Origin of the sequence: Bosea sp. (in: a-proteobacteria) (genome assembly GCA_023910605.1) — a bacterium.
Lineage (GTDB): Bacteria > Pseudomonadota > Alphaproteobacteria > Rhizobiales > Beijerinckiaceae > Allobosea.
This window is the reverse complement of record JAAVVV010000001.1, coordinates 2,213,164-2,233,912: the sequence shown is the minus strand read 5'-3', so window position 1 is coordinate 2,233,912 and position 20,749 is coordinate 2,213,164. Positions and strand designations below refer to the sequence as shown.

The following is a 20,749-nucleotide window of genomic DNA, read 5'->3' as shown; positions in this document are numbered from 1 at the left end:
GAGATGGCGAGCGTGACCGCATTGGCGGCGAAGCTGGATGCGGGCCAGGAGGCCAGCTACCGCGTCGCGCCGCACAACGTCGAGGCCGAACAGGCGCTGCTGGGCGCGATCCTGGTCAACAATGACGCATTCTACCGCGTGTCGGACTTCCTGCTGCCCGAGCATTTCTTCGAGCAGGTCCATCTCAAGATCTACGAGACCACCGCAAGCCTGATCCGGGCCGGGAAGATCGCGAACGCGATCACGCTCAAGACCTTCATGCAGGATGACGACCTTGGCGGGCTCAAGGTGTCGCAATACCTCGCCCGGCTCACCGCCGAGGCCACGACCGTGATCAACGCGCAGGATTATGGCCAGACGATCTATGATCTCGCCATTCGCCGCAGCCTGATCACGGTCGGTGAGGACATGGTCAACGTCGCCTATGACTCCCCCGTCGATGCTTCTCCCCGCGAGCAGATCGAGGAAGCGGAGCGCAAGCTCTTCGCCCTCGCCGAGAAGGGACGCTACGAGGGTGGCTTCCAGCCCTTCTCGCAGGCGGTCACCACGGCGATCGACATGGCCGCACGCGCCTATGAGCGCGATGGCGGGCTGTCCGGCATCGCCACGGGCCTGCGCGACCTCGATCAGCGCATGGGCGGGTTCCAGAATTCCGACCTCATCATCATCGCCGGCCGCCCCGCGATGGGAAAGACATCGCTGGCCACCAACATCGCCTTCAACATGGCCAAGGCCTACAAGGGCGAGCGCCAGCCTGATGGCACGATGAAGACCGTCAACGGTGCCATAGTCGGCTTCTTCTCGCTTGAAATGTCGGCAGAGCAGCTTGCCACGCGCATCGTGGCCGAGCAGTCGGAGATCTCGTCCTACAAGATCCGTCAGGGCAAGATCACCGAGAACGAGTTCTATCGGCTCTCGGATGTCGCGGCCGAAATCGAGAAGATGCAGCTATACATCGACCAGACCGGCGGCATCTCCATCGCGCAGCTCGTGGCGCGCGCGCGCAGGCTGAAGCGGCAGCGCGGACTCGACATCCTGTTCATCGACTATCTGCAGCTTCTGTCCGGCTCCGCCAGGAAGGGTGACAACCGCGTGCAGGAAGTGACCGAAATCACCACAGGGCTGAAAGCGCTGGCCAAGGAGCTGAATGTTCCGGTGATCGCGCTGTCCCAGCTCTCGCGCGGGGTCGAGTCGCGCGACGACAAACGCCCGCAGTTGCAGGACCTGCGCGAGTCCGGCTCGATCGAGCAGGACGCCGACGTCGTCATGTTCGTGTTTCGTGAAGAGTATTACGTCAAGAACAGGGAGCCCAAACCCGGCACGGAAGACCATTTCAAATGGCAGGCCGAGATGGACTCGATCCACGGAAAGGCGGAATTGATCATCGGCAAGCAGCGCCACGGCCCGACGGGCACGGTGCAGCTCCAGTTCGACGCCGAAGTCACCCGCTTCTCTGATCTGGCCGCATCCGATCATCTCCCGGAACGGCTGGAATGATATGAGCGACACCTCGGCGGAACGCGCATCCACTCTCACGATCGACCTCTCTGCGATCGCGGACAATTGGCGGCTCCTCGCGCGCCGCGCCGGTTCGGCGGAGTGCGGGGCCGTGGTGAAGGCGGATGCCTATGGCTGCGGCATAGAGCAGGTTGTGCCCGCGCTGCACTCGGCCGGCTGCCACACCTTCTTCGTGGCGCATCTCGATGAGGCACGGCGCGCGCGCGCCGCCTCTCACGAGGCGACCATCTATGTGCTGAACGGCCTGCTGCCGGGAACCGCGCCCGTCTATCACGCGATAACGGCCCGGCCCGTGCTCGGCTGCGCGGAGGACCTTCGCGAATGGCTTGACCATGGGCGTGGCCAGTTCTGCGCAGTCCATGTCGACACCGGCATGAACCGGCTTGGGTTCAGCCTCGACGAGGCTGTCCGGATCAGGAGCGATGGCGGGTTCGCGGAACTGGGCGTCAGCCTGGCAATGACCCATCTGACCTCGTCGGAAGCGCCCTCGGATCCCGCCAATATCCGGCAGGTCAACGCCTTCTCGCGCGTTGCGGAGCTTTTTCCCGACACGCGCAAGTCCTTGCTCAACTCCTCCGGCCATTTCCTTGAAACCGCCCCGACCTATCAACTGACGCGGCCGGGTTATGCGCTCTATGGCGGCAACCCGACGCCGGGCGAGCCCAATCCGATGAAGCCCGTGGTGCGCCTGACCTCCCGCATCCTCCAGACCCGCGTGGCGCCTGACGGCACGGCCGTGGGCTATAATGGCCGCTGGCACGCCAAGGGCCGACGCAAGCTGGCCACGATCGGGCTCGGCTATGCCGATGGCTGGCCGCGCAACGCCAGCTACACCGACCTGCTGCCAGGCGGCCATGCCATGGTAGGGGGCGTGAAATGCCCCTTTGCCGGAACCGTCTCAATGGACCTGATCATCGTGGATGTCAGCGATGCGCCGGCAGGCAGCGCGGAGCGCGGCAGCGAGGTCGTGCTGATCGGCGACGGGATCGATCTGGACGAGGCCGGCGCCAGCGCCAAGACCATCGGCTATGAGATGCTGACCAATCTCGGCCGCCGCTATCACCGCGCCTATCTGGGCGGCTGATGGCGCGCCGGGGCTCGTCCTTCCATTGCCAGAACTGCGGCGCGGTCTACCAGCGCTGGCAGGGCCGCTGCGATTCCTGCGGGGAATGGAGCACGATCGTCGAGGAGGGCGCGGCCCCGCCCCTGCCCGGCGGCGGACGTTCGCTCTCGGGCCGGGCCAAGGGCCGCGTCTTTGCCCTCGACAGCCTCAAGGGCGAGGTCCATGAGGCGCCCAGAACCCTCTCCGGCATGGCCGAACTCGACCGCGTGACCGGCGGCGGCTTCGTGCGCGGCTCGGTGTTGCTGATCGGCGGCGATCCTGGAATCGGCAAGTCCACCCTGCTTACACAGGCTTGCGGGCTCCTGGCCAAGGCCGGGCACCGGGTCGTCTATGTCTCGGGCGAGGAGGCCGTGGCGCAGGTGCGGCTGCGGGCCGAGCGCCTCGGCCTTGCGGACACCGCCGTGGAACTGGCCTCCGAAACCAATGTCGAGGACATCATCGCCACGCTTTCGCAAAGCGCGGCTCCTGCGCTGGTCGTGATCGATTCGATCCAGACCATGTGGACGGGCGAGGTCGACTCCGCGCCCGGCACGGTGACGCAGGTTCGCGGCTCCGCCCAGGCCCTGATCCGTTTCGCCAAGACTTCCGGCGCCTGCCTCATCCTTGTCGGCCATGTCACCAAGGATGGGCAGATCGCGGGCCCGCGTGTCGTGGAGCACATGGTCGACGCAGTTGTTTCCTTCGAGGGCGAAGGCGGCCATGCCTTCCGCGTGCTGCGGGCGCAGAAGAACCGCTTCGGCCCCACCGATGAGATCGGCGTCTTCGAGATGACCGGGCGCGGCCTTGCCGAGGTCGCCAACCCGTCCGCGCTTTTTCTCGCCGGGCGCGACCTCTCGGCTCCGGGCGCCGCCGTCTTCGCGGGGATGGAAGGAACGCGGCCGGTCCTTGTCGAGATCCAGGCGCTCGTCGCCCCGACGGCGCTTGGCACGCCGCGCCGCGCGGTGGTGGGGTGGGACCCAAGCCGCCTCGCCATGGTGCTGGCCGTGCTCGAAACCCATGGTGGGCTGCGGCTCTCCGGACACGATGTCTATCTCAATGTCGCGGGCGGGCTCAGGGTGCAGGAGCCGGCGGCGGACCTCGCCGTCGCGGCGGCGCTTGTTTCCTCCATGACGGGCGCTGTGCTGCCGCCCGATGCCGTCTTCTTTGGCGAGATCGCGCTTTCGGGTGCGATCCGGCCCGTCGCCCTTGCGGGCGCGCGGATCAAGGAGGCTGGCAAGCTTGGCTTCGCCGCCATCGTCGCGCCTGCCGCTGCCGATTCGTCAGACCTGCGCGGCATGCGGCTCAGCGCGACAGGCCATGTCGCCGATCTCGTTGCCGGCATTGCTGCCCGCGCGCCGCGCAAGGCGCGGCCCGTGCAGGATGAGGAAAGGTGAGGCCGAGACGTGACGGCGGCGGAAATGCCGGTTATACGGAGCGCGCCGCAATGCCCGCGTCATCTGAAATTGACATCCCTCTCTGAACCCGGCGAACTCGTCCATGGCCCTGACCATCCTTGATATGATTGTGCTCGGCGCCGTCGTGCTCTCCGCCCTGCTGGCGGCTGTGCGCGGCTTCACGCGTGAAGTGCTCTCGATCGCCTCCTGGGTCGCCGCCGCCATCGCGGCCTTCAGCCTGCACCCGGCTCTGCTTCCCTTCGTGCAGCAGCATGTGAAGCAGGAAACGGTCGCGCTCGTCATCGCGATCGCAGCGATCTTCCTCGTAACGCTGGTGATCGTCGCGCTCATCACGGCCCGCATTTCCGATTTCGTCCTCGATTCGCGAATCGGCGCGCTCGACCGCACGCTCGGGCTGGCCTTCGGCGCCGCGCGTGGGCTGCTGCTGGCGGTTGTGGGCTACCTGCTCTGGACGATGCTGGTGCCGGAGACGCGCCAACCTGAATGGGTGCGCAACGCCAAGTCAAAGCCGCTGCTCGAATCATCGGGCAAGACGCTGCTGTCGATGCTGCCGCAGGACATCGACACCCGCTTCATCAAGAACCTTGCGCCGCGCACCGGCGCGCCGACCGAGGCGCCCGCCGAGGAGCCTCGCCCCCCTGGCCAGGTGGCACCGCAGCCGCAGCGCCGCACCGAGGCGCCTGCCGGTTCGGTGGACCGCGCCGCTCTCCAGCGAACCGTGGATAATGCGCGGCAGACGCGGCCGTGACGAAGTCCTGATTTGCATACAAGCGGATCAACGCGAGCACGCCTTTATGTTGCAGGGGTTCTTGCGACGCTTTCCATAAAAACAACAGATTTTTAGGTTGATGAAAAAAGCGTCGCGGAAACCGAAGCGATACCTTGGTGGGTGCCTGTGCGGTTCAGTCAGGTTCGAAGCCGTAGGCGAACCTGAAAAGCCGCATACCTGTTCATGCCGAATGTGCCAGCAACATACCGGCAGCCTGACAGCTGCCTGGGTCGAGTTTCCGAAGGAAGCTGTCACATGGACTGGGTCAGCGGGTATGCCTGCAACATGGCGCTCATCTGATTTCTCCAGCCGAGCCTTCTGCTCGACATGCGGCAGCAGCGTAGGGGCAATAGACGACAATCCCGTGGTCGCTCTTCTCCTGGGGGCCTTCGACAACCCAAACAGGCCTGAATTGAGGCCAGCATATCACTCCAATCGTGGTTCACGGCCGAAATGGTGGCGTATTGAATGTGACGCGCCAACCACCTCCCCCCGGACGCTGCCGGTGCATAAATCTTGATTTGTCAAACGCGGCATTTGTGTCATTTGAGCTGCAACGATCCAGGATCACAGTCGGGGATGACGGACATGCCGCTTACGGGACTTCACGATCTCCGCGCCGGCGCCCTCCCCGCTCACACTTCCGCTTCCGATCTTGATGGCGACACACTGCGTGAGGAATGCGGCGTCTTCGGCATCTTCGGCCATCCTGACGCCGCCGCGATCACGGCGCTGGGGCTTCATGCCCTTCAGCATCGCGGCCAGGAAGCAGCCGGCATCGTCAGCTTCGACGGCGGCCGGTTTCATTCGGAACGACGCCTTGGCCTGGTCGGCGACACATTCTCGGACCGTCATGTCATGGATCGGCTTCCCGGCTACGCTGGCATCGGCCATGTGCGCTACTCCACCACCGGCGAGACGATCCTGCGCAATGTACAGCCGCTTTTCGCCGAGCTCGATCAGGGCGGCTTCGCTGTCGCGCACAACGGCAACCTGACAAACGGGCTGTCGCTGCGCCGCCAGCTCATCCGCGATGGCGCCATCTACCAGTCCACCTCCGACACCGAAGTGGTGCTTCACCTCGTGGCGCGCAGCCGCAAGGGGCGCTTCATCGACCGCTTCATCGATGCCCTGCGCCAGCTCGAAGGCGCCTATTCGCTCGTAGGACTCACCAACAAGAAGCTGGTCGGCGCGCGCGATCCGCTCGGCATCCGCCCGCTTGTGATCGGCGAGCTCGACGGCCGCTTCATCCTTGCGTCCGAAACCTGCGCGCTCGACATCATCGGTGCCCAGTTTGTGCGCGAGGTGGAGAATGGCGAGGTCGTGGTGATCTCGGAAGATGGGCTCGAAAGCCACAAGCCGTTTCCGCCAGTGCCCGAGCGCCCCTGCATCTTCGAGGCGATCTACTTCGCCCGGCCCGATTCCCTGATGAAGGGCGTGAGCGTCTATGAGCGCCGCAAGCGCATGGGGGCCGAACTGGCGGCCGAAGCCGCAGCGCGCGCGGATGTGGTCATTCCGGTGCCGGATTCCGGCGTGCCCGCCGCGCTCGGCTATGCACAGGCCAGCGGCATTCCCTTCGAGCTTGGCATCATCCGCAATCACTATGTTGGCCGCACCTTCATCCAGCCTACGCAGTCCGTGCGCGAGCTTGGCGTTCGGATGAAGCACAGCGCCAACCGTTCAGTGGTCGACGGCAAGAGCATCGTTCTGATCGACGATTCCATCGTGCGCGGCACGACTTCGGTGAAGATCGTGAAGATGATGCGCGAAGCGGGGGCGCGTGAGGTGCATTTCCGCATTTCCTCGCCGCCGATCACGCATCCCGATTATTACGGCATCGACACGCCGCAGAAGGACAAGCTGCTGGCTGCCACGCATTCACTCGAGGAGATGCGGGCCTTCATCGGCTGCGACACGCTCGCCTTCCTCTCCGTGAACGGCATCTACCGCGCCATGGGCCACCGGGCGGGCCGTGACGCGGCGCGCCCGCAATACACCGACCATTGCTTCACCGGCGATTACCCCACCGGCCTGACAGATCAGGCCGGCGAGAGCGCGAAGCAGCAGCTCTCCCTGCTGGCAGAAGCCGGCTGACATCCTGCCCACGGACTGAAAATCATGCTCAGCAATCGCGTCGCCCTCGTCACGGGCGCTTCCCGGGGAATCGGCCGCGCCGTGGCCCTCGAACTGGCCCGGCAAGGCGCCCACATCGTGGCGCTGGCCCGCACGCAGGGCGCGCTTGAGGAACTGGACGACGAGATCCGCGAGCTGGGCGCCGGCGCCACACTTGTACCCCTCTCCTTGAACGACTTCGATGCCCTCGACCGCCTCGCTGGCGCGATCGAGGAACGTTGGGGACGTCTCGACATCCTGTTCGGCAATGCTGGAATGCTCGGCCCTCTCGCTCCGCTCGGGCATGTCTCGCCCAAGGAATGGCAAGGCGTGATGGATCTGAACGTCACGGCCAACTGGCGGCTCATCAAGGCGATGGATGGGCTGCTGCGTGCCTCCGACGCCGGCCGCGCCGCCTTCGTCAGCAGTGGCGCGGCGCACAAGTGCACCGCCTATTGGGGTCCCTATTCGGTGTCCAAGGCTGCGCTCGAAGCGCTGGCGCGAACCTATGCCGCCGAGACTGCGACAACCTCCGTCAAGGTGATGCTGGTCAATCCCGGCCCGCTGCGCACCAAGTTGCGTGCCGAGGCCGTGCCGGGCGAAGATCCGATGACGCTGCGCACGCCTGAAGAGCTTGCGGTCCAGATCGTGCCCATGCTGTCGCCGGGCTGGAGCCAGAGCGGCAAGATCTATGATTTTCCCACCGGCAGCGTGAAGACGCCGCAAGCGCCGGCTTGAGAAGGCTGCGGCGCAGCCTCAACGGTCGCCGCCGCCGCCCCGGCCATCGGAATAGGGGTTCTCGCTGGTCCGCACATTGATGCGGATGGGCACGCCGGGTAGTTTGAAGGCCTCGCGCAAGCCATTGATCAGATAGCGCGAATACGCCTTCGGCAGGTCATGGAGCTGGTTTCCGAAAAGCACGAATGTCGGCGGCCGTGACTTCGCCTGCGTCATGTAGCGGATCTTGATGCGGCGGCCCGAAACGGCTGGCGGCGGATGGTGCGAGAGCACATCGGCCAGCCACTTGTTGAGCCGCGCCGTGGAGATGCGCGTGTTCCACACATCAGCGGCCTTCATCACCGCTTCCATCAGCCGATCGAGACCCTGGCCGCTCAGCCCGGAGAGCGGCACGCACTGCACGCCCCGCAGCTGGGCCAGCATGCGGTCGCATTCTTCGCGCAGGCTCTTGAGCAGGCCCGGCTGGTCGGCCACAAGGTCCCATTTGTTGAGGCCGATGACCACGGCGCGGCCTTCGCGCTCGCAAAGATCGGCGATGGTGAGATCCTGCTTCTCGAACGGAATCGTGGCGTCCAGCAGCACCACGACCACCTCGGCGAAGCGGATGGCGCGCAGGCCATCGGACACCGAGAGCTTCTCGAGCTTCTCGACCACGCGGGCGCGCTTGCGCATGCCGGCGGTGTCGAACAGCTTCACGCGGCGGTTGCGCCACTCCCAATCGACGGAAATGGAATCGCGGGTGATGCCCGCCTCCGGGCCCGTAAGCAGCCGCTCCTCGCCGATCATGGCGTTGATCAGCGTGGACTTTCCGGCGTTGGGTCGCCCGACAATCGCCACGCGCAAGGGCTTTTCCGGCGGTGCGGCGGTGATTTCGAGATCGGCTTCCTCGACAGCGGGGTCGAAGCCGCCATCCTCGTCCTCGAAATCATTGTCCTCGTCGTCGATGCCGATGAGCGGGATCAGTGCCTGCGCCAGATCGGCGGTGCCTTCGCCATGCTCGGCCGAGAAGGGGATCGGCTCGCCAAGGCCCAACTCATAGGCCTCGTAGGTGCCGGCTGTGCCTTTGCTGCCCTCGGCCTTGTTGGCGAGCAGGATAACGGGCTTGCCCGAGCGGCGCACCAGCTCGGCGAAAGGCCGGTCGGTCGGCGTGACGCCGGCGCGGGCGTCGATCACGAACAGGATCACGTCCGCGTCCCCGATCGCGATCTCCGTCTGGGCACGCATGCGGTGGGCGAGCGTGCCCTCCTGCGCATCCTCAAGGCCGGCGGTGTCCACGAGCGTGAAGCGCAGCGGCCCCAGCGTGGCCGCGCCTTCGCGTCGGTCGCGGGTCACGCCCGGCGTGTCGTCGACGAGCGCGAGCTTGCGGCCGACAAGCCGGTTGAACAGTGTGGATTTGCCGACATTGGGCCGGCCAATGATGGCGACAGTCGCGGTCATGCTTTCATCGCCCCAGGGGCGCTCACTTCACGTTGACCGGGCCGGCGCGCACGATGGCCAGATAGAGATCCGCGCGTTGGCGCAGGCCTTGCGGGGCCTGGGCATCGACCACGATCTGGTCGAACCAGCGGCCGGCCTCCTCCCAGACCTGAGCCTTCAATGCGGAAAGGCCCAGAAGTTCGCGTGCTGTATGTCGCCACACGCTGGTCGCACCGGCCAGCGGCTCCAGCGCGGCCTTGATCTCGGCATAGGATGCGGTGTCGAGCTTGATCATGCTTGAGCGCAGCCGGGCGAGATCGCGGAAAATGGGGTCAAGCGCTGCATCATTGGCGAGCGCATCGAATGCAGCGGCGCCATCGGCCGGCTCGCGCCGCGCGGCCTCGGCCGCCAGACGGAAGCGGGCGACCAGCCTGTAGCCCTCGCCGCCCAGGCGGGTCATTTCGGCGAACGCCTTCTCGGCCTCGTCACCGCGGCTTTCGCGCGAGGCCTTCAATGCCACCTCAAGCCGGTCGCTCACGGCCTGCGAGGCCAGTTCCTGGCGATACTGCCAGAACCGCCAGGCGCCCACCGCGACCACGACCAGGACGAGCAGCGCGATGACAAGATTGCCATATTTCTTCCAAAGGTCGGCCGCCTTGTCGCGGCGCACCTCCTCGTCGATCTCGCGCAGAAAATTGTCGGTCATGGCCAGCGGTCGGGGGTTCGTCAAAGGTTGCGCGGGGTTAGCACAGGCGCGCGGGGATGGCGAGCGCCTTCAACCCGCCGCCGCGTCGCCAGCAGGAAAGAGCAGGCTCGCATCCCCATAGGAATAAAAGCGATAGCCGCTGGCTATGGCGTGGGCGTAGGCCGCGCGCATGGCGCCAAGACCGCTGAAGGCGCTCACCAGCATGAAGAGCGTGGACTTCGGCAGGTGGAAATTGGTCATCAGCGCATCGACGCCGCGGAAGCGGTGGCCCGGCGTGATGAAGATGGACGTGTCGGCGCTGAAGGCCGCGATGGAGCCATCCGCTTGCGCGGCGCTTTCGAGCAGGCGCAGCGATGTCGTGCCAACAGCAATGATGCGACCGCCGCGTGCTCGGGCAGCATTCAGGCGCGCGGCGGTGGCTGGGCTGATCGTGCCCCATTCAGCGTGCATGCGATGCTCGCGCGTGTCCTCGGCCTTGACAGGCAGAAACGTGCCCGCACCGACATGCAGCGTCACGAACTCGCGGCTTATCTCCTTCCGGGCAAGGCGGGCGAACAGATCGTCGGTGAAGTGAAGCCCGGCCGTCGGCGCTGCCACTGCACCGTCTTCCCGCGCATAGACTGTCTGGTAATCGGCATTGTCCTGCGCATCGGTGCGTCGCTTGCCGGCGATGTACGGCGGCAGCGGCAGTTCGCCGAGCCGGGCTATCGCCTCGTCAAGGTGAGGGCCTGACACCTCGAAGCACAGTTCGACCTCGCCGCCCTCGCCCCTGGCCTTGACGATGGCATCGACACGGACCGCCTGACAGGCGGCGCCGGCGCCCGTGTGGCCGAACCGGATGACATCGCCAAGCGCCAGCTTCTTGGCGGGCCGCGCGAATGCCAGCCAGCGATCGGCGGCCTCGCGCTTGTGCAACATGATCTCGACCCGCGCTCCCGCCCCCTCCTTCAGGCGAATGCCGTGAAGGCGTGAGGGGATGACGCGCGTATCGTTGAGGACGAGAACGTCGCCGGGGCGCAGCAATGCTGGCAGGTCATGGGCATGCCTGTCCTCGAAGGCCGGGGCTTCGCCCGGCCGCACCACAAGCATCCGCGCCGCATCGCGCGGCGTGACGGGACGAAGCGCGATGGCGCTCTCGGGAAGCTCGAAGTCGAAGAGCGAGACATCCACGGGAAAGATCCTGGCCAGGCCGGGGCGGCGGGACGACCCTCGCCTTCCCCAGATGCGTCAGGCGTCGGCCATGACCTTCATGGAGACGATCGAATCGGGATCGCGGACAGGCTCGCCGCGCTTGATGCGGTCCACATTGTCCATGCCTTCAACCACCTGGCCCCAGACGGTGTACTGCTTGTCGAGCCAGGCCGAAGGCTCGAAGCAGATGAAGAACTGCGAGTTGGCAGAGTTCGGGTTGCTCGAACGGGCCATGGAACAGGTGCCGCGCACATGCGGCTCGGCCGAGAACTCCTGCTTGAGGTCTGGCATGTCGGAGCCGCCCGTGCCGGTGCCATGCGGGCAGCCGGTCTGCGCCATGAAGCCGTCGATGACGCGGTGGAACTTGATGCCGTCATAGAAGCCCTCGCGGGCCAGCGTCTTCAGGCGCTCCACATGGTTGGGCGCAAGGTCGGGACGAAGGGCGATGACGATCTTGCCCTTGGTGGTTTCGAGAATCAGCGTGTTTTCTGGATCGAGGCTCATGACAGGTCTCTGTTCGGGCTGGAAGGACGGATTGATGCTCAGCGCGCGTCGGCGAGCAGTTTCATGGAGACGATCTTGTCCGGGCCGCGCACGAGGCCGTTGGCCGCGCTGTCTCCCTTCTTGATCTTGCGGACGTTCTCCATGCCGGCGACAACCTCGCCGAACAGGGTGTACTGCCCCGTCAGCGACGCGCAGCCTTCATAGCAGATGAAGAACTGGGAATTCGCTGAGTTCGGATTCTGGGCGCGCGCCATGCCAAGCGAGCCAACCTTGTAAGGCTCGCGCGTGAACTCGGCGGGCAGGTTCGGCAGATCCGACCCGCCGGTGCCGGTGCCGGTGGGATCCCCGGTCTGCGCCATGAAGCCGTCAATGACGCGGTGGAAGACGATGCCGTCATAAAAGCCGCGCCTGGTTAGTGTCTTGATTCGCTCGACATGCTTGGGTGCGAGATCGGGGCGAAGCCGGATCGTCACCGGACCATCCTTGGTGGTGAGCACAATCGTGCTCTGCGGATCTGCCTGCCCTTGCGCCATGGCGGCGCCGCTCGCGCCAAGAAGGGCGGCGGTGGTGAGGCTCAGCGCAAGCGCCACGGTCTTCAGCGTCATGTCCATCTCCGGCACGAGTGTGTTCACGGGTGCAATCTCAAGCGCAGGTTGCGTAGCGAGCGAACGCGGTCATGACAAGGCGAGAGTTCACGCCCGACCTCATCGATCGCCCCGGAACTGCCTGAAATCAGATCGCAAAGCCATGCAGAAATATGAGGCACAGTCTGCTAAAAAAGATGACAGGATTTTTAAATTCATATAGCGTTCATGAGGTTGGTCAGCGAGGGTGCCTCAAGGCTCCCGCGGTCCAGGTCTCGGGAGGAGCAAACGCCCGTCTGATGTCGAGAACGCGAAGCGCGTGCGCGCCGCATCACGGAAAAAAACAATAATCTGCAAGGCAAGGCTTCGGCCTTGCTTTTTCTTTTTGTTGCGCTTTTTCTCAGAATTCGGTCCAGACCCACAGGCCATAGACCACGGCAAAGACCCCGAACGAAACAAGGCTCGTGATCGCCGCCTTGCGCATCAGTTGCGGCGATGCAGGCGCGCCGGGCTCAGTGCCGGCCACGACCTCGCCTGCCTCGATCTGGCTGCGGATGTTCATCGGCAGGATGCAGAACAGCACAGTCCACCAGATGACGAAATAAACGGCAAAGGCGCCGAGCAGCGACATGGGGTGGCTCCTTCAACTGCGTCGGTCAAAAGCCCGTTTTCCCGCCCGCTGAGACCGGCAGATAGCGCGGCGTCAAACCTGTTCCAACTCCGTCAAAGTGCCGCAGAAATCCTTGGGGTGCAGAAACAGCACCGGCTTGCCGTGAGCGCCGATCTTCGGCTGGCCATCGCCGAGGACGCGCGCGCCCGCAGCGATCATCCGGTCGCGGGCGGCAAGGATGTCCTCGACCTCGTAACAGATGTGGTGGATGCCGCCATCGGCGTTCTTCTCAAGGAAGCGAGCGATGGGAGACGCCTCGCCCCAGGGCGCAAGGAGTTCGATCTTGGTGTTGGGCAGTTCGACGAACACGACAGTCACGCCGTGCTCGGGCAGTGTCTGAGGCGCGGTGACGCGCGCGCCGAGCGTGTCGCGGTAGCGGGCTGTCGCCGCATCCAGATCACTCACCGCAATCGCGACATGGTTCAGCCGTCCGATCATGGCAACGCTCCCTCAGACCTCGATCACCAGGGCATGGACGACCGGCTTCTTGCCCCATTCCTCACCGACCGCGCCGCGCACGGCCTTCTCGATGGAGGTGCGCAGGGCCTCGGCATCGCGGCGACGCTGGCGCGGCATGTTCTCGACAAGATCGAGCACGGCATCGTTGACGACATCGTCGAAGCTGTCGCCATCGACGGTCTTGGGCGGCAGGCCCATGCAGGCGATGGACAGATCGCCGGCAATGTTGCCCTTGTCGTCGATAGCGATGGCGATCGACACGACGCCGGCGAAGGAGAGCTTGCGCCGGTCGGGAATGGTCTTTTCGCCGGCGCCGACCCTGAGTTCGCCATCCTGGTAGATGCGCCCGACCTGCACGTCATCGACCTTGATCGGACCATCCGGCGTCAGCGCCACCACGTCGCCATTGCTCGCCAGCATCACATGCGGAGTCTTCATCTCTTTTGCGAGCCTCACATGCTCGGAGAGATGCAGCGGCTCGCCATGGGCCGGGATGACGGTCCGCGGGCGCACCCAGCCATACATCTGCTTCATCTCCTCGCGGCGCGGATGGCCCGAGACATGGACCAGCGCCTGCCGGTCGGTGATGATGTCGATCCCCTGCAGAGCCAGCGCATTGTGGATGGCGGAGACCGCCTTCTCGTTGCCGGGGATGGTCCGCGACGAGAAGATGACCTGATCACCGGGCGATAGCGCGATCTCGGGATGTTCATCCTGCGCGATGCGCGAGAGCGCTGCGCGCGGCTCGCCCTGGCTGCCCGTCAGCAGCGCGACAACCTTCTCGCGGCGGAGATGACCATAGGTCTGAGCGGAACGGAACTCGGGCAGATTGTCGAGCATGCCGCACTCGCGCGCGACATCGATGACCCGCTCCATGGCGCGGCCGACCACGACAACCTCGCGATTGCAGGCCGCGGCGGCTTCGGCCACGGCGCGGATGCGGGCCACGTTCGAGGCGAAGGTGGTCACGGCGACGCGGCCGGGCGCTGCTGCAATCATCTCGGCCAGCGTGCGGGCGACATCCGCCTCACCGGGGCTCACGCCCTCGCGCATGACATTGGTCGAATCGCAGACCATGGCCAGCACGCCCTCATCGCCCAGTTCGGTCAGACGGCGCGCATCGGTCGGCCAGCCGACATGGGGGGTGTCGTCGATCTTCCAGTCGCCGGTGTGAACGACGAGGCCGGCCGGTGTGCGGATCGCCAGGCCGCAGCTTTCCGGAATCGAATGGGCGACCTTGATGAACTCCACCGAGAACGGGCCAAGCTCGAGCAGCGCGCCTGGCGCCACAACATGCAGCGGCACCTTGGGCGCGCCCGGCTCCTGTAGCTTGCGCGTGGAAATCAGCCCTGCGGCGAAGCGCGTGCAGTAGACCGGCGCGCGCAGCTTCGGCCACAGCAAGGCCAGCGCGCCGATATGATCCTCATGCGCATGGGTGATGAGGATGGCCAGCAGATCCTTGCGGCGCTCCTCGATGAAGCCGACATCGGGCAGCACGAGTTCCACGCCCGGCGCTTCCGGCCCGGCGAAGGTGATGCCGCAGTCGACCATGATCCATTTGCGGGCCCGCTCAGGCCCGAAGCCGTAAAGGGCGGCGTTCATGCCGATCTCGCCCAGTCCGCCAAGCGGGCAGAAGACGAGGTGATCGGTCTTGCTCAGCTCTGATTTTGCCATTCGAGTTTCAGTAAGGGACTGAGCGCGGGGGTCAATGTCCAAAGAACAGATCACCCGCGTCAATGCGCCGTTCGCCGGCCTCCGTCGCGACCTTCAGGCGGCCGCGATCGTCGATGCCGAGCATGACCCCACGCACCTCTTCATTGGGCGGACGGACCATGATCTGCGATCCAAGCCCATGGGCCGCATCCAGCCAGGCCGCACGCAGATGCACGAAACCCGACCGCCACAGCGCCTCAGCGCCGATCCAGTGGCGGGTCAGCGCCATGAACAGCGCCTGACGCATGGCGAGCGCGCGCTCCGCTGCAAGCTCCAGATGTTCGGAGGGCGGGCACAGGCTGCTCGCTGGATAAGGGGTTGTGGTCGGCGCCGAGGCGATGTTGACGCCAAAGCCGATCAGCACTGCGAACTCGCCGCGCGCATGCATGCCCTCCAGCAACAGGCCCGCGATCTTGGCGCCCCGCAGCAAAAGATCATTCGGCCATTTGATCGACAGGTCAGGATGGCCAAGATTCGCAGCCTCCCCCACCGCCCGGTGCAGCGCCAGCCCTGCTGCAAAGCCGAGTTCAGGGGCAATGGCCGGATCGCAGTGCCCGCGCAGGGCCAGCGTTGCGTAAAGATTGCCGCGCGGCGAGGACCAGCCCCGCCCGTGGCGGCCACGCCCGGCGCTCTGGCTGTCGGCCACGACCCACAAGGGGCCATCACGCCCTTCCATCAGCAGCGCGCGCGCCTCGTCCATGGTCGAGGTGAGGATGGTGCGGTGGATCAGCCCATGGCCAGCTGCGGCGGCCTCAGGCGCGAGGATGAGCGTCGTCACGGGCCTCAGAACAGCGAGCGCGCCGCCGAATGCGCCGCCGCGACCAGGGGGCCCGGGATCAGCCAGAAAACGAAGATCGCGGCGCTGGAAATGGCCAGCACGCCCTTGAGCGCGGGCGTCATGGCCTCAAAGCCATCCTTCTGCGGATCGAAGTACATGATCTTCACGATGCGCAGGTAGTAGTAGCAGCTCACCACGCTCGAGAGCACGCCGATGACGGCGAGGTAATAGAGCTTGGCGTCGATGGCGGCAGTGAAGACATAGAACTTCGCGAAGAAGCCGGCCAGCGGCGGGATGCCGGCCAGCGAGAACAGCAGCATGGCAAGGCAGAAGGCCATGAAGGGCTGCGACTGCGACAGCCCGCCCAACTCCTCGATGTCCTCGACCATCTGGCCATTGCGGCGCATGCACAGGATGCAGGCGAAGGTCCCGAGCGTCATCACAAGGTAGATCGCCATGTACACCGCGACGCCCTGCACGCCGTTGACGGTGCCTGCGGCGAGACCCACCAGCGCGAAGCCCATATGGCCGATGGAGGAATAGGCCATCAGCCGCTTGATGTTGCGTTGGCCGATGGCCGCAAACGAACCCAGCAGCATCGAGGCGAGCGCCACGAAGATGATGATCTGACGCCAATCACCGATCGCGCCCGGGAAAGCGCCGACGAAGACGCGCACGGTGAGCGCCATCGCGGCCATCTTGGGCGCAGCGGCAAAGAAGGCCGTGACAGGGGTCGGCGAGCCCTCGTAGACGTCTGGCGTCCACATGTGGAAGGGCACGGCCGAGAGCTTGAAGGCGAGGCCGGCTGAAATGAACACCAAGCCGAAGACGAGGCCGATGCCGATGGAATGCCCCCCTGCCCCGCCATGGGACAGCGCCGCGGCGATGCCCTCGAAGCTGACAGTGCCGGTGAAGCCATAGACCAGCGACATGCCGTAGAGCAGCATGCCGGAAGACAGAGCGCCCAGCACGAAGAACTTCAGCCCGGCCTCGGACGAGCGGGCATCGTCACGGTTCATCGCCGCGACGACATACAGAGCGAGCGACTGCAGTTCGAGGCCGAGATAAAGCGCGATGAGGTCATTGGCGGAAATCATCATCATCATGCCGATGGTGGAGAGCACGACAAGGATGGGGAACTCGAACCTGGCCATGCCCTCGCGCCGGATGTAGTCGGCGGACATGATGATGGCGGCGGCCGCGCCGACAAGCGTCAGCAGCTTCATGAAGCGGGCGAAGCCATCCGCCACGAAGGCGCCGTTGAAGGTGACCTGCTTGCCCGTCTGCGTGAGCAGGACCACGCCCACGATCGCGAACAGGACGACAGCCATGATCTCCATAAGGCGGAGCGAACGCTCGCCCTGGATCGCGCCGATGAGCACCATGGCCAGCGCGCCAACGGCAAGGATCAGCTCGGGCAGAGCCGGCATGAGATCGGGAACGGCTGCCATTGCTGTCATGTCCTCACGGGCCGGCCATCATCGCCAGCTTGGCGGCGCTGAGGGCGGCTTGATAGTTCTTGAGCAGAAGATCGGTCGACGCGGCGAACACATCCAGGATGGGGCCAGGACGCACGCCGTAGTAGATCACCAGAAGCGCGAGCGGAACCAGGAGCGCCATCTCGCGGCGATCGACATCCGTGATGCCCTTGAGCTCGGGTTTGACCAGTTCGCCGAACATCACGCGACGATAGAGCCAGAGCGCATAGGCCGCCGAAAGGATGACGCCAAAGGTCGCGAAGAACGCGACCCAAGGGTTGGCCTTGAAGGCGCCGAGCAAAGTGAGGAACTCGCCGACAAAGCCCGATGTGCCGGGCAGTCCGACATTGGCCATGGTGAAGACCATGAACAGCACGGCATAGACGGGCATGCGGTTGGTCAGGCCCCCATAGGCATTGATCTCGCGCGTGTGCATCCGGTCGTAGACCACGCCGACGCACAGGAAGAGCGCGCCGGAGATGAGGCCATGGCTGACCATCTGATACATCGCCCCCTGGATGCCCTGCGGCGTCATCGTGAACAGACCCATGGTCACGAAGCCCATATGGGCCACGGAGGAATAGGCGATCAGCTTCTTGATGTCCTCCTGCATCAGCGCCACCAGCGAGGTGTAGATGATGGCGATGACCGAAAGCGCGAACACCAAAGGCGCGAAGAGCTGAGACGCCTCAGGGAACATCGGGATCGAGAAGCGGATGAAGCCGTAGCCGCCCATCTTCAGCAGGATGCCGGCGAGGATCACAGAGCCCGCCGTGGGCGCCTCGACGTGCGCGTCCGGCAACCAGGTGTGCACGGGCCACATCGGCATCTTCACCGCGAAAGAGGCGAAGAAGGCCAGCCACAGCCAGGTCTGCAGTTCCTTGCCGAAGCGGTGGGCAAGAAGCTGGGTTATGTCGGTGGTGCCCGCGCTCCAGTACATCGCCATGATGGCGAGCAGCATCAGGAGCGAGCCGAGCAGCGTGTAAAGGAAGAACTTGAACGAGGCGTAGATGCGCCGCTTGCCGCCCCAGATGCCGATGATCAGGAACATCGGGATCAGGCCAGCCTCGAAGAAGATGTAGAAGAGCACAAGGTCCAGCGCCACGAAAACGCCGATCATCAGCGTCTCGAGCACGAGGAAGGCGACCATGTACTCCCTCATCCGGTGCTCGATCGAATGCCAGGATGCAAGGATGCAGAAGGGCATCAGGAAGGCAGTGAGCAGAACAAACGGCATCGAGAAGCCGTCGACGCCGAGCTTGAAGCGGATCGTTTCCGACAGCCAGGCGTGGCTCTCGATGAGCTGGAACTGGGCGCTGCCGGAATCGAAGCGCCCCCAGGCCACGATCGACAGCGCGAAGGTCGCGATGGTGGCGATCAGGGCCGCCATGCGCGCATTGGAGCGCACTGAGGCCTCGTCGCCCCGCAGCGTCAGGATGAACGCTGCGCCGACAAGCGGCAGGACAAGCAGACCCGAAAGGATACCGAAGCCGAACATCATCTCACCCGCGGGTCAGGAGGTACCAGGTGACAAGACCGCCGACGCCCATGATCATGGTGAAGGCGTAGTGGTAGACATAGCCGGTCTGCAGACGCACGACGCGATTGGTCACGTCCACGACCCGCGCCGACAGCCCGTCCGGGCCGAGCCCGTCGATCACGCGGCCATCACCCGTCTTCCACAGGAAGCGTCCGAGCGCCTTGGCGGGACGCACGAAGATCGTGTCGTAAAGCTCGTCGAAATACCACTTGTTGAGCAGGAAGCGGTACAGGAACTCGTGGCGCTTCGCGATCTCGCCCGGCACGTGCGGCTTGAGGATGTAGCAATAGAATGCCCCGACGAAGCCGATGACCATGGCCACGAAGGGCGACCAGACCACCCATTTGGGCACGTCATGCATGGCGTGGAGGATATGGTTGTCCTTGCCGGTGAACAGCGCCGCCTTCCAGAAGCCCTCGTAGGCGTGGCCGATGAAGGCCTCCTTGAAGACGAAACCGGCTGCGACCGCGCCCACCGACAGCACTGCGAGCGGAACCAGCATCACCCAGGGGCTTTCATGGGGCGTGTGCGCGTGGCCATGGCCATGCGCGCCACCATGGACGCCGTGCCCGTGCTTGTCATGGCTCTCGCTCTGCGCGTCTTGGCCGGAGGCCCGAGCGGCGTCTTGGCCGGAGGCCCGAGCGGCGTCTTGGCCGGAGGCCCGAGCGGCGTCTTGGCCATGGGCATCATGGCCATGGCCTTCGTCCCAGCGCGGCTTGCCTTCGAAGGTCATGAAATAGAGGCGCCATGAATAGAACGAGGTGAACGCTGCGGCCGTCACCAGCAGCACATAGGCGGCCGAACCCGCGCCGGTGCCCTTGGCGAAGGCGCTCTCGATGATTGCGTCCTTCGAGAAATAGCCCGCCAGGAAGGGAAAGCCGGTGAGCGCCAGCGTGCCGATCGTCATGGCGGCGGCGGTGAAAGGGATGTGTTTGCGCAGGCCGCCCAAGTTCCGCATATCCTGCTCATGGTGCATCGCGTGGATGACCGAGCCCGCGCCGAGGAAGAGCAGCGCCTTGAAAAAGGCGTGGGTGAAGAGGTGGAAGATGCCGGCCGAGTATGCGCCGACGCCGAGCGCCACGAACATGTAGCCGAGCTGCGAACAGGTCGAGTAGGCAATGACGCGCTTGATGTCGTTCTGCACGAGGCCGACCGTGGCGGCGAAGAAGGCCGTGATGGCTCCGATCACCACCACCACAGTCAGGGCCGTGGCGGAATACTCGAAGATCGGCGACAGGCGCGCGACCATGAACACGCCGGCGGTGACCATGGTTGCAGCATGGATCAGCGCGGAGACGGGCGTCGGCCCCTCCATCGCGTCCGGCAGCCAGGTGTGCAACATGAACTGGGCCGACTTGCCCATGGCACCCATGAACAGCAGCAGGCAGGCCAGCGTGATCGCGTTCCACTCGAAGCCGATGAAGCGGAAGGTCGTGGTGGCAAGCTCGGGAATGCGCGCGAAGATCTGGTCATAGGCGACCGAGCCGGTAAGCCAGAACACAAGGAAGATGCCGAGCGCGAAGCCGAAATCGCCGACGCGGTTCACGACGAACGCCTTGATGGCGGCGGCGTTGGCCGACGGCTTCTTGAACCAGAAGCCGATGAGCAGATAGCTCGCCAGGCCCACCCCTTCCCAGCCGAAGAACATCTGGACGAGGTTGTCGCTCGTCACCAGCATCAGCATGGCGAAGGTGAACAGCGACAGATAGGCGAAGAAACGTGGACGATGCTCGTCCTCGTGCATGTAACCGATGGAATAGAGGTGGACGAGCGCCGAAACGGTGTTCACCACCACCAGCATCACCACGGTCAGCGTATCGATGCGGAAGGCCCAGTCCACCTGCATCCCGCCGGACTGCATCCATGTCGCGACCTGGATGCGCGTGGCGCCGGCGCCGAAGCCGACCTGCACGAAGGCGATCCATGACAGCACGGCGGCCATCATGAGCAGCGAGGTGGTGATGAGTTCGCTCGGGCGCGGCCCGATGATGCGGCCAAACAGCCCTGCGATCAGGAAGCCGACAAGCGGAAGAAAGACAATGGCGTGATACACGGC

General features: G+C 65.0%; 19 protein-coding genes. 7 read left to right on the top strand and 12 right to left on the bottom strand.

Annotated features, from left to right (window positions below):
* Nucleotides 1-3: 3 nt before the first annotated feature.
* The 7 genes from HEQ16_10780 to HEQ16_10750 all read left to right on the top strand — a co-directional run bounded on the left by HEQ16_10780 (nt 4) and on the right by HEQ16_10750 (nt 7,654).
* Entirely contained in the window at nt 4-1,497 is a 1,494-nt protein-coding gene (locus HEQ16_10780) for a replicative DNA helicase (protein MCO4054515.1), read from the top strand.
* Between the two features lies 1 nt (nt 1,498).
* Entirely contained in the window at nt 1,499-2,602 is a 1,104-nt protein-coding gene (alr, locus tag HEQ16_10775; protein MCO4054514.1) for an alanine racemase, read from the top strand.
* On the top strand, nt 2,602-4,014 hold the full coding sequence (gene radA / locus HEQ16_10770) for a DNA repair protein RadA (protein ID MCO4054513.1): 1,413 nt from the start codon (nt 2,602-2,604) through the stop codon (nt 4,012-4,014). Before alr ends, radA begins: the two co-directional genes overlap by 1 nt.
* Before the next feature lie 103 nt (nt 4,015-4,117).
* Complete coding sequence (locus HEQ16_10765; protein ID MCO4054512.1) at nt 4,118-4,783, top strand: CvpA family protein; 666 nt, start codon at nt 4,118-4,120, stop codon at nt 4,781-4,783.
* 100 nt (nt 4,784-4,883) lie between these two features.
* Nucleotides 4,884-5,324, top strand: a complete 441-nt coding sequence (locus HEQ16_10760; protein ID MCO4054511.1) for a GFA family protein — start codon at nt 4,884-4,886, stop codon at nt 5,322-5,324.
* Nucleotides 5,325-5,383: 59 nt separating this feature from the next.
* Nucleotides 5,384-6,898 carry an amidophosphoribosyltransferase gene (locus HEQ16_10755; protein MCO4054510.1) on the top strand — a complete coding sequence of 505 codons (1,515 nt, stop codon included), beginning with the start codon at nt 5,384-5,386 and terminating at the stop codon, nt 6,896-6,898.
* A 24-nt stretch (nt 6,899-6,922) separates the two neighbouring features.
* The gene (locus HEQ16_10750; protein ID MCO4054509.1) at nt 6,923-7,654 is read left to right on the top strand and encodes an SDR family NAD(P)-dependent oxidoreductase; all 732 of its coding nucleotides are present in this window, start codon (nt 6,923-6,925) and stop codon (nt 7,652-7,654) included.
* A gap of 18 nt (nt 7,655-7,672) precedes the next feature.
* On the opposite strand, the gene HEQ16_10745 is transcribed toward HEQ16_10750, so the two are convergent.
* The 12 genes from HEQ16_10745 to nuoL all read right to left on the bottom strand — a co-directional run bounded on the left by HEQ16_10745 (nt 7,673) and on the right by nuoL (nt 20,746).
* Nucleotides 7,673-9,091, bottom strand: a complete 1,419-nt coding sequence (locus HEQ16_10745; protein ID MCO4054508.1) for a ribosome biogenesis GTPase Der — start codon at nt 9,089-9,091, stop codon at nt 7,673-7,675.
* A 22-nt stretch (nt 9,092-9,113) separates the two neighbouring features.
* A complete protein-coding gene (locus HEQ16_10740) occupies nt 9,114-9,782 on the bottom strand; it encodes a tetratricopeptide repeat protein (protein MCO4054507.1) in 669 nt (222 codons plus the stop codon).
* Between the two features lie 63 nt (nt 9,783-9,845).
* Entirely contained in the window at nt 9,846-10,946 is a 1,101-nt protein-coding gene (gene queA, locus HEQ16_10735) for a tRNA preQ1(34) S-adenosylmethionine ribosyltransferase-isomerase QueA (GenBank protein ID MCO4054506.1), read from the bottom strand.
* Nucleotides 10,947-11,003: 57 nt separating this feature from the next.
* The gene (locus HEQ16_10730) at nt 11,004-11,471 is read right to left on the bottom strand and encodes a peptidylprolyl isomerase (protein MCO4054505.1); all 468 of its coding nucleotides are present in this window, start codon (nt 11,469-11,471) and stop codon (nt 11,004-11,006) included.
* A 38-nt stretch (nt 11,472-11,509) separates the two neighbouring features.
* Complete coding sequence (locus tag HEQ16_10725; protein MCO4054504.1) at nt 11,510-12,076, bottom strand: peptidylprolyl isomerase; 567 nt, start codon at nt 12,074-12,076, stop codon at nt 11,510-11,512.
* 379 nt (nt 12,077-12,455) lie between these two features.
* Nucleotides 12,456-12,686 (bottom strand): DUF1467 family protein, encoded by a 231-nt coding sequence (locus tag HEQ16_10720; protein MCO4054503.1) that lies wholly within the window; start codon nt 12,684-12,686, stop codon nt 12,456-12,458.
* Nucleotides 12,687-12,758: 72 nt separating this feature from the next.
* Nucleotides 12,759-13,163, bottom strand: coding sequence for a methylmalonyl-CoA epimerase (gene mce, locus HEQ16_10715; protein ID MCO4054502.1), 405 nt, complete (start codon nt 13,161-13,163; stop codon nt 12,759-12,761).
* Nucleotides 13,164-13,175: 12 nt separating this feature from the next.
* Nucleotides 13,176-14,858 carry a ribonuclease J gene (locus tag HEQ16_10710; GenBank protein ID MCO4054501.1) on the bottom strand — a complete coding sequence of 561 codons (1,683 nt, stop codon included), beginning with the start codon at nt 14,856-14,858 and terminating at the stop codon, nt 13,176-13,178.
* Between the two features lie 31 nt (nt 14,859-14,889).
* The gene (locus tag HEQ16_10705; GenBank protein MCO4054500.1) at nt 14,890-15,675 is read right to left on the bottom strand and encodes a biotin--[acetyl-CoA-carboxylase] ligase; all 786 of its coding nucleotides are present in this window, start codon (nt 15,673-15,675) and stop codon (nt 14,890-14,892) included.
* A 5-nt stretch (nt 15,676-15,680) separates the two neighbouring features.
* Nucleotides 15,681-17,135 carry an NADH-quinone oxidoreductase subunit NuoN gene (gene nuoN / locus HEQ16_10700; GenBank protein MCO4054499.1) on the bottom strand — a complete coding sequence of 485 codons (1,455 nt, stop codon included), beginning with the start codon at nt 17,133-17,135 and terminating at the stop codon, nt 15,681-15,683.
* Between the two features lie 4 nt (nt 17,136-17,139).
* A complete protein-coding gene (locus HEQ16_10695; protein ID MCO4054498.1) occupies nt 17,140-18,651 on the bottom strand; it encodes an NADH-quinone oxidoreductase subunit M in 1,512 nt (503 codons plus the stop codon).
* Nucleotides 18,652-18,655: 4 nt separating this feature from the next.
* On the bottom strand, nt 18,656-20,746 hold the full coding sequence (nuoL, locus tag HEQ16_10690) for an NADH-quinone oxidoreductase subunit L (protein MCO4054497.1): 2,091 nt from the start codon (nt 20,744-20,746) through the stop codon (nt 18,656-18,658).
* Nucleotides 20,747-20,749 lie beyond the last annotated feature (3 nt).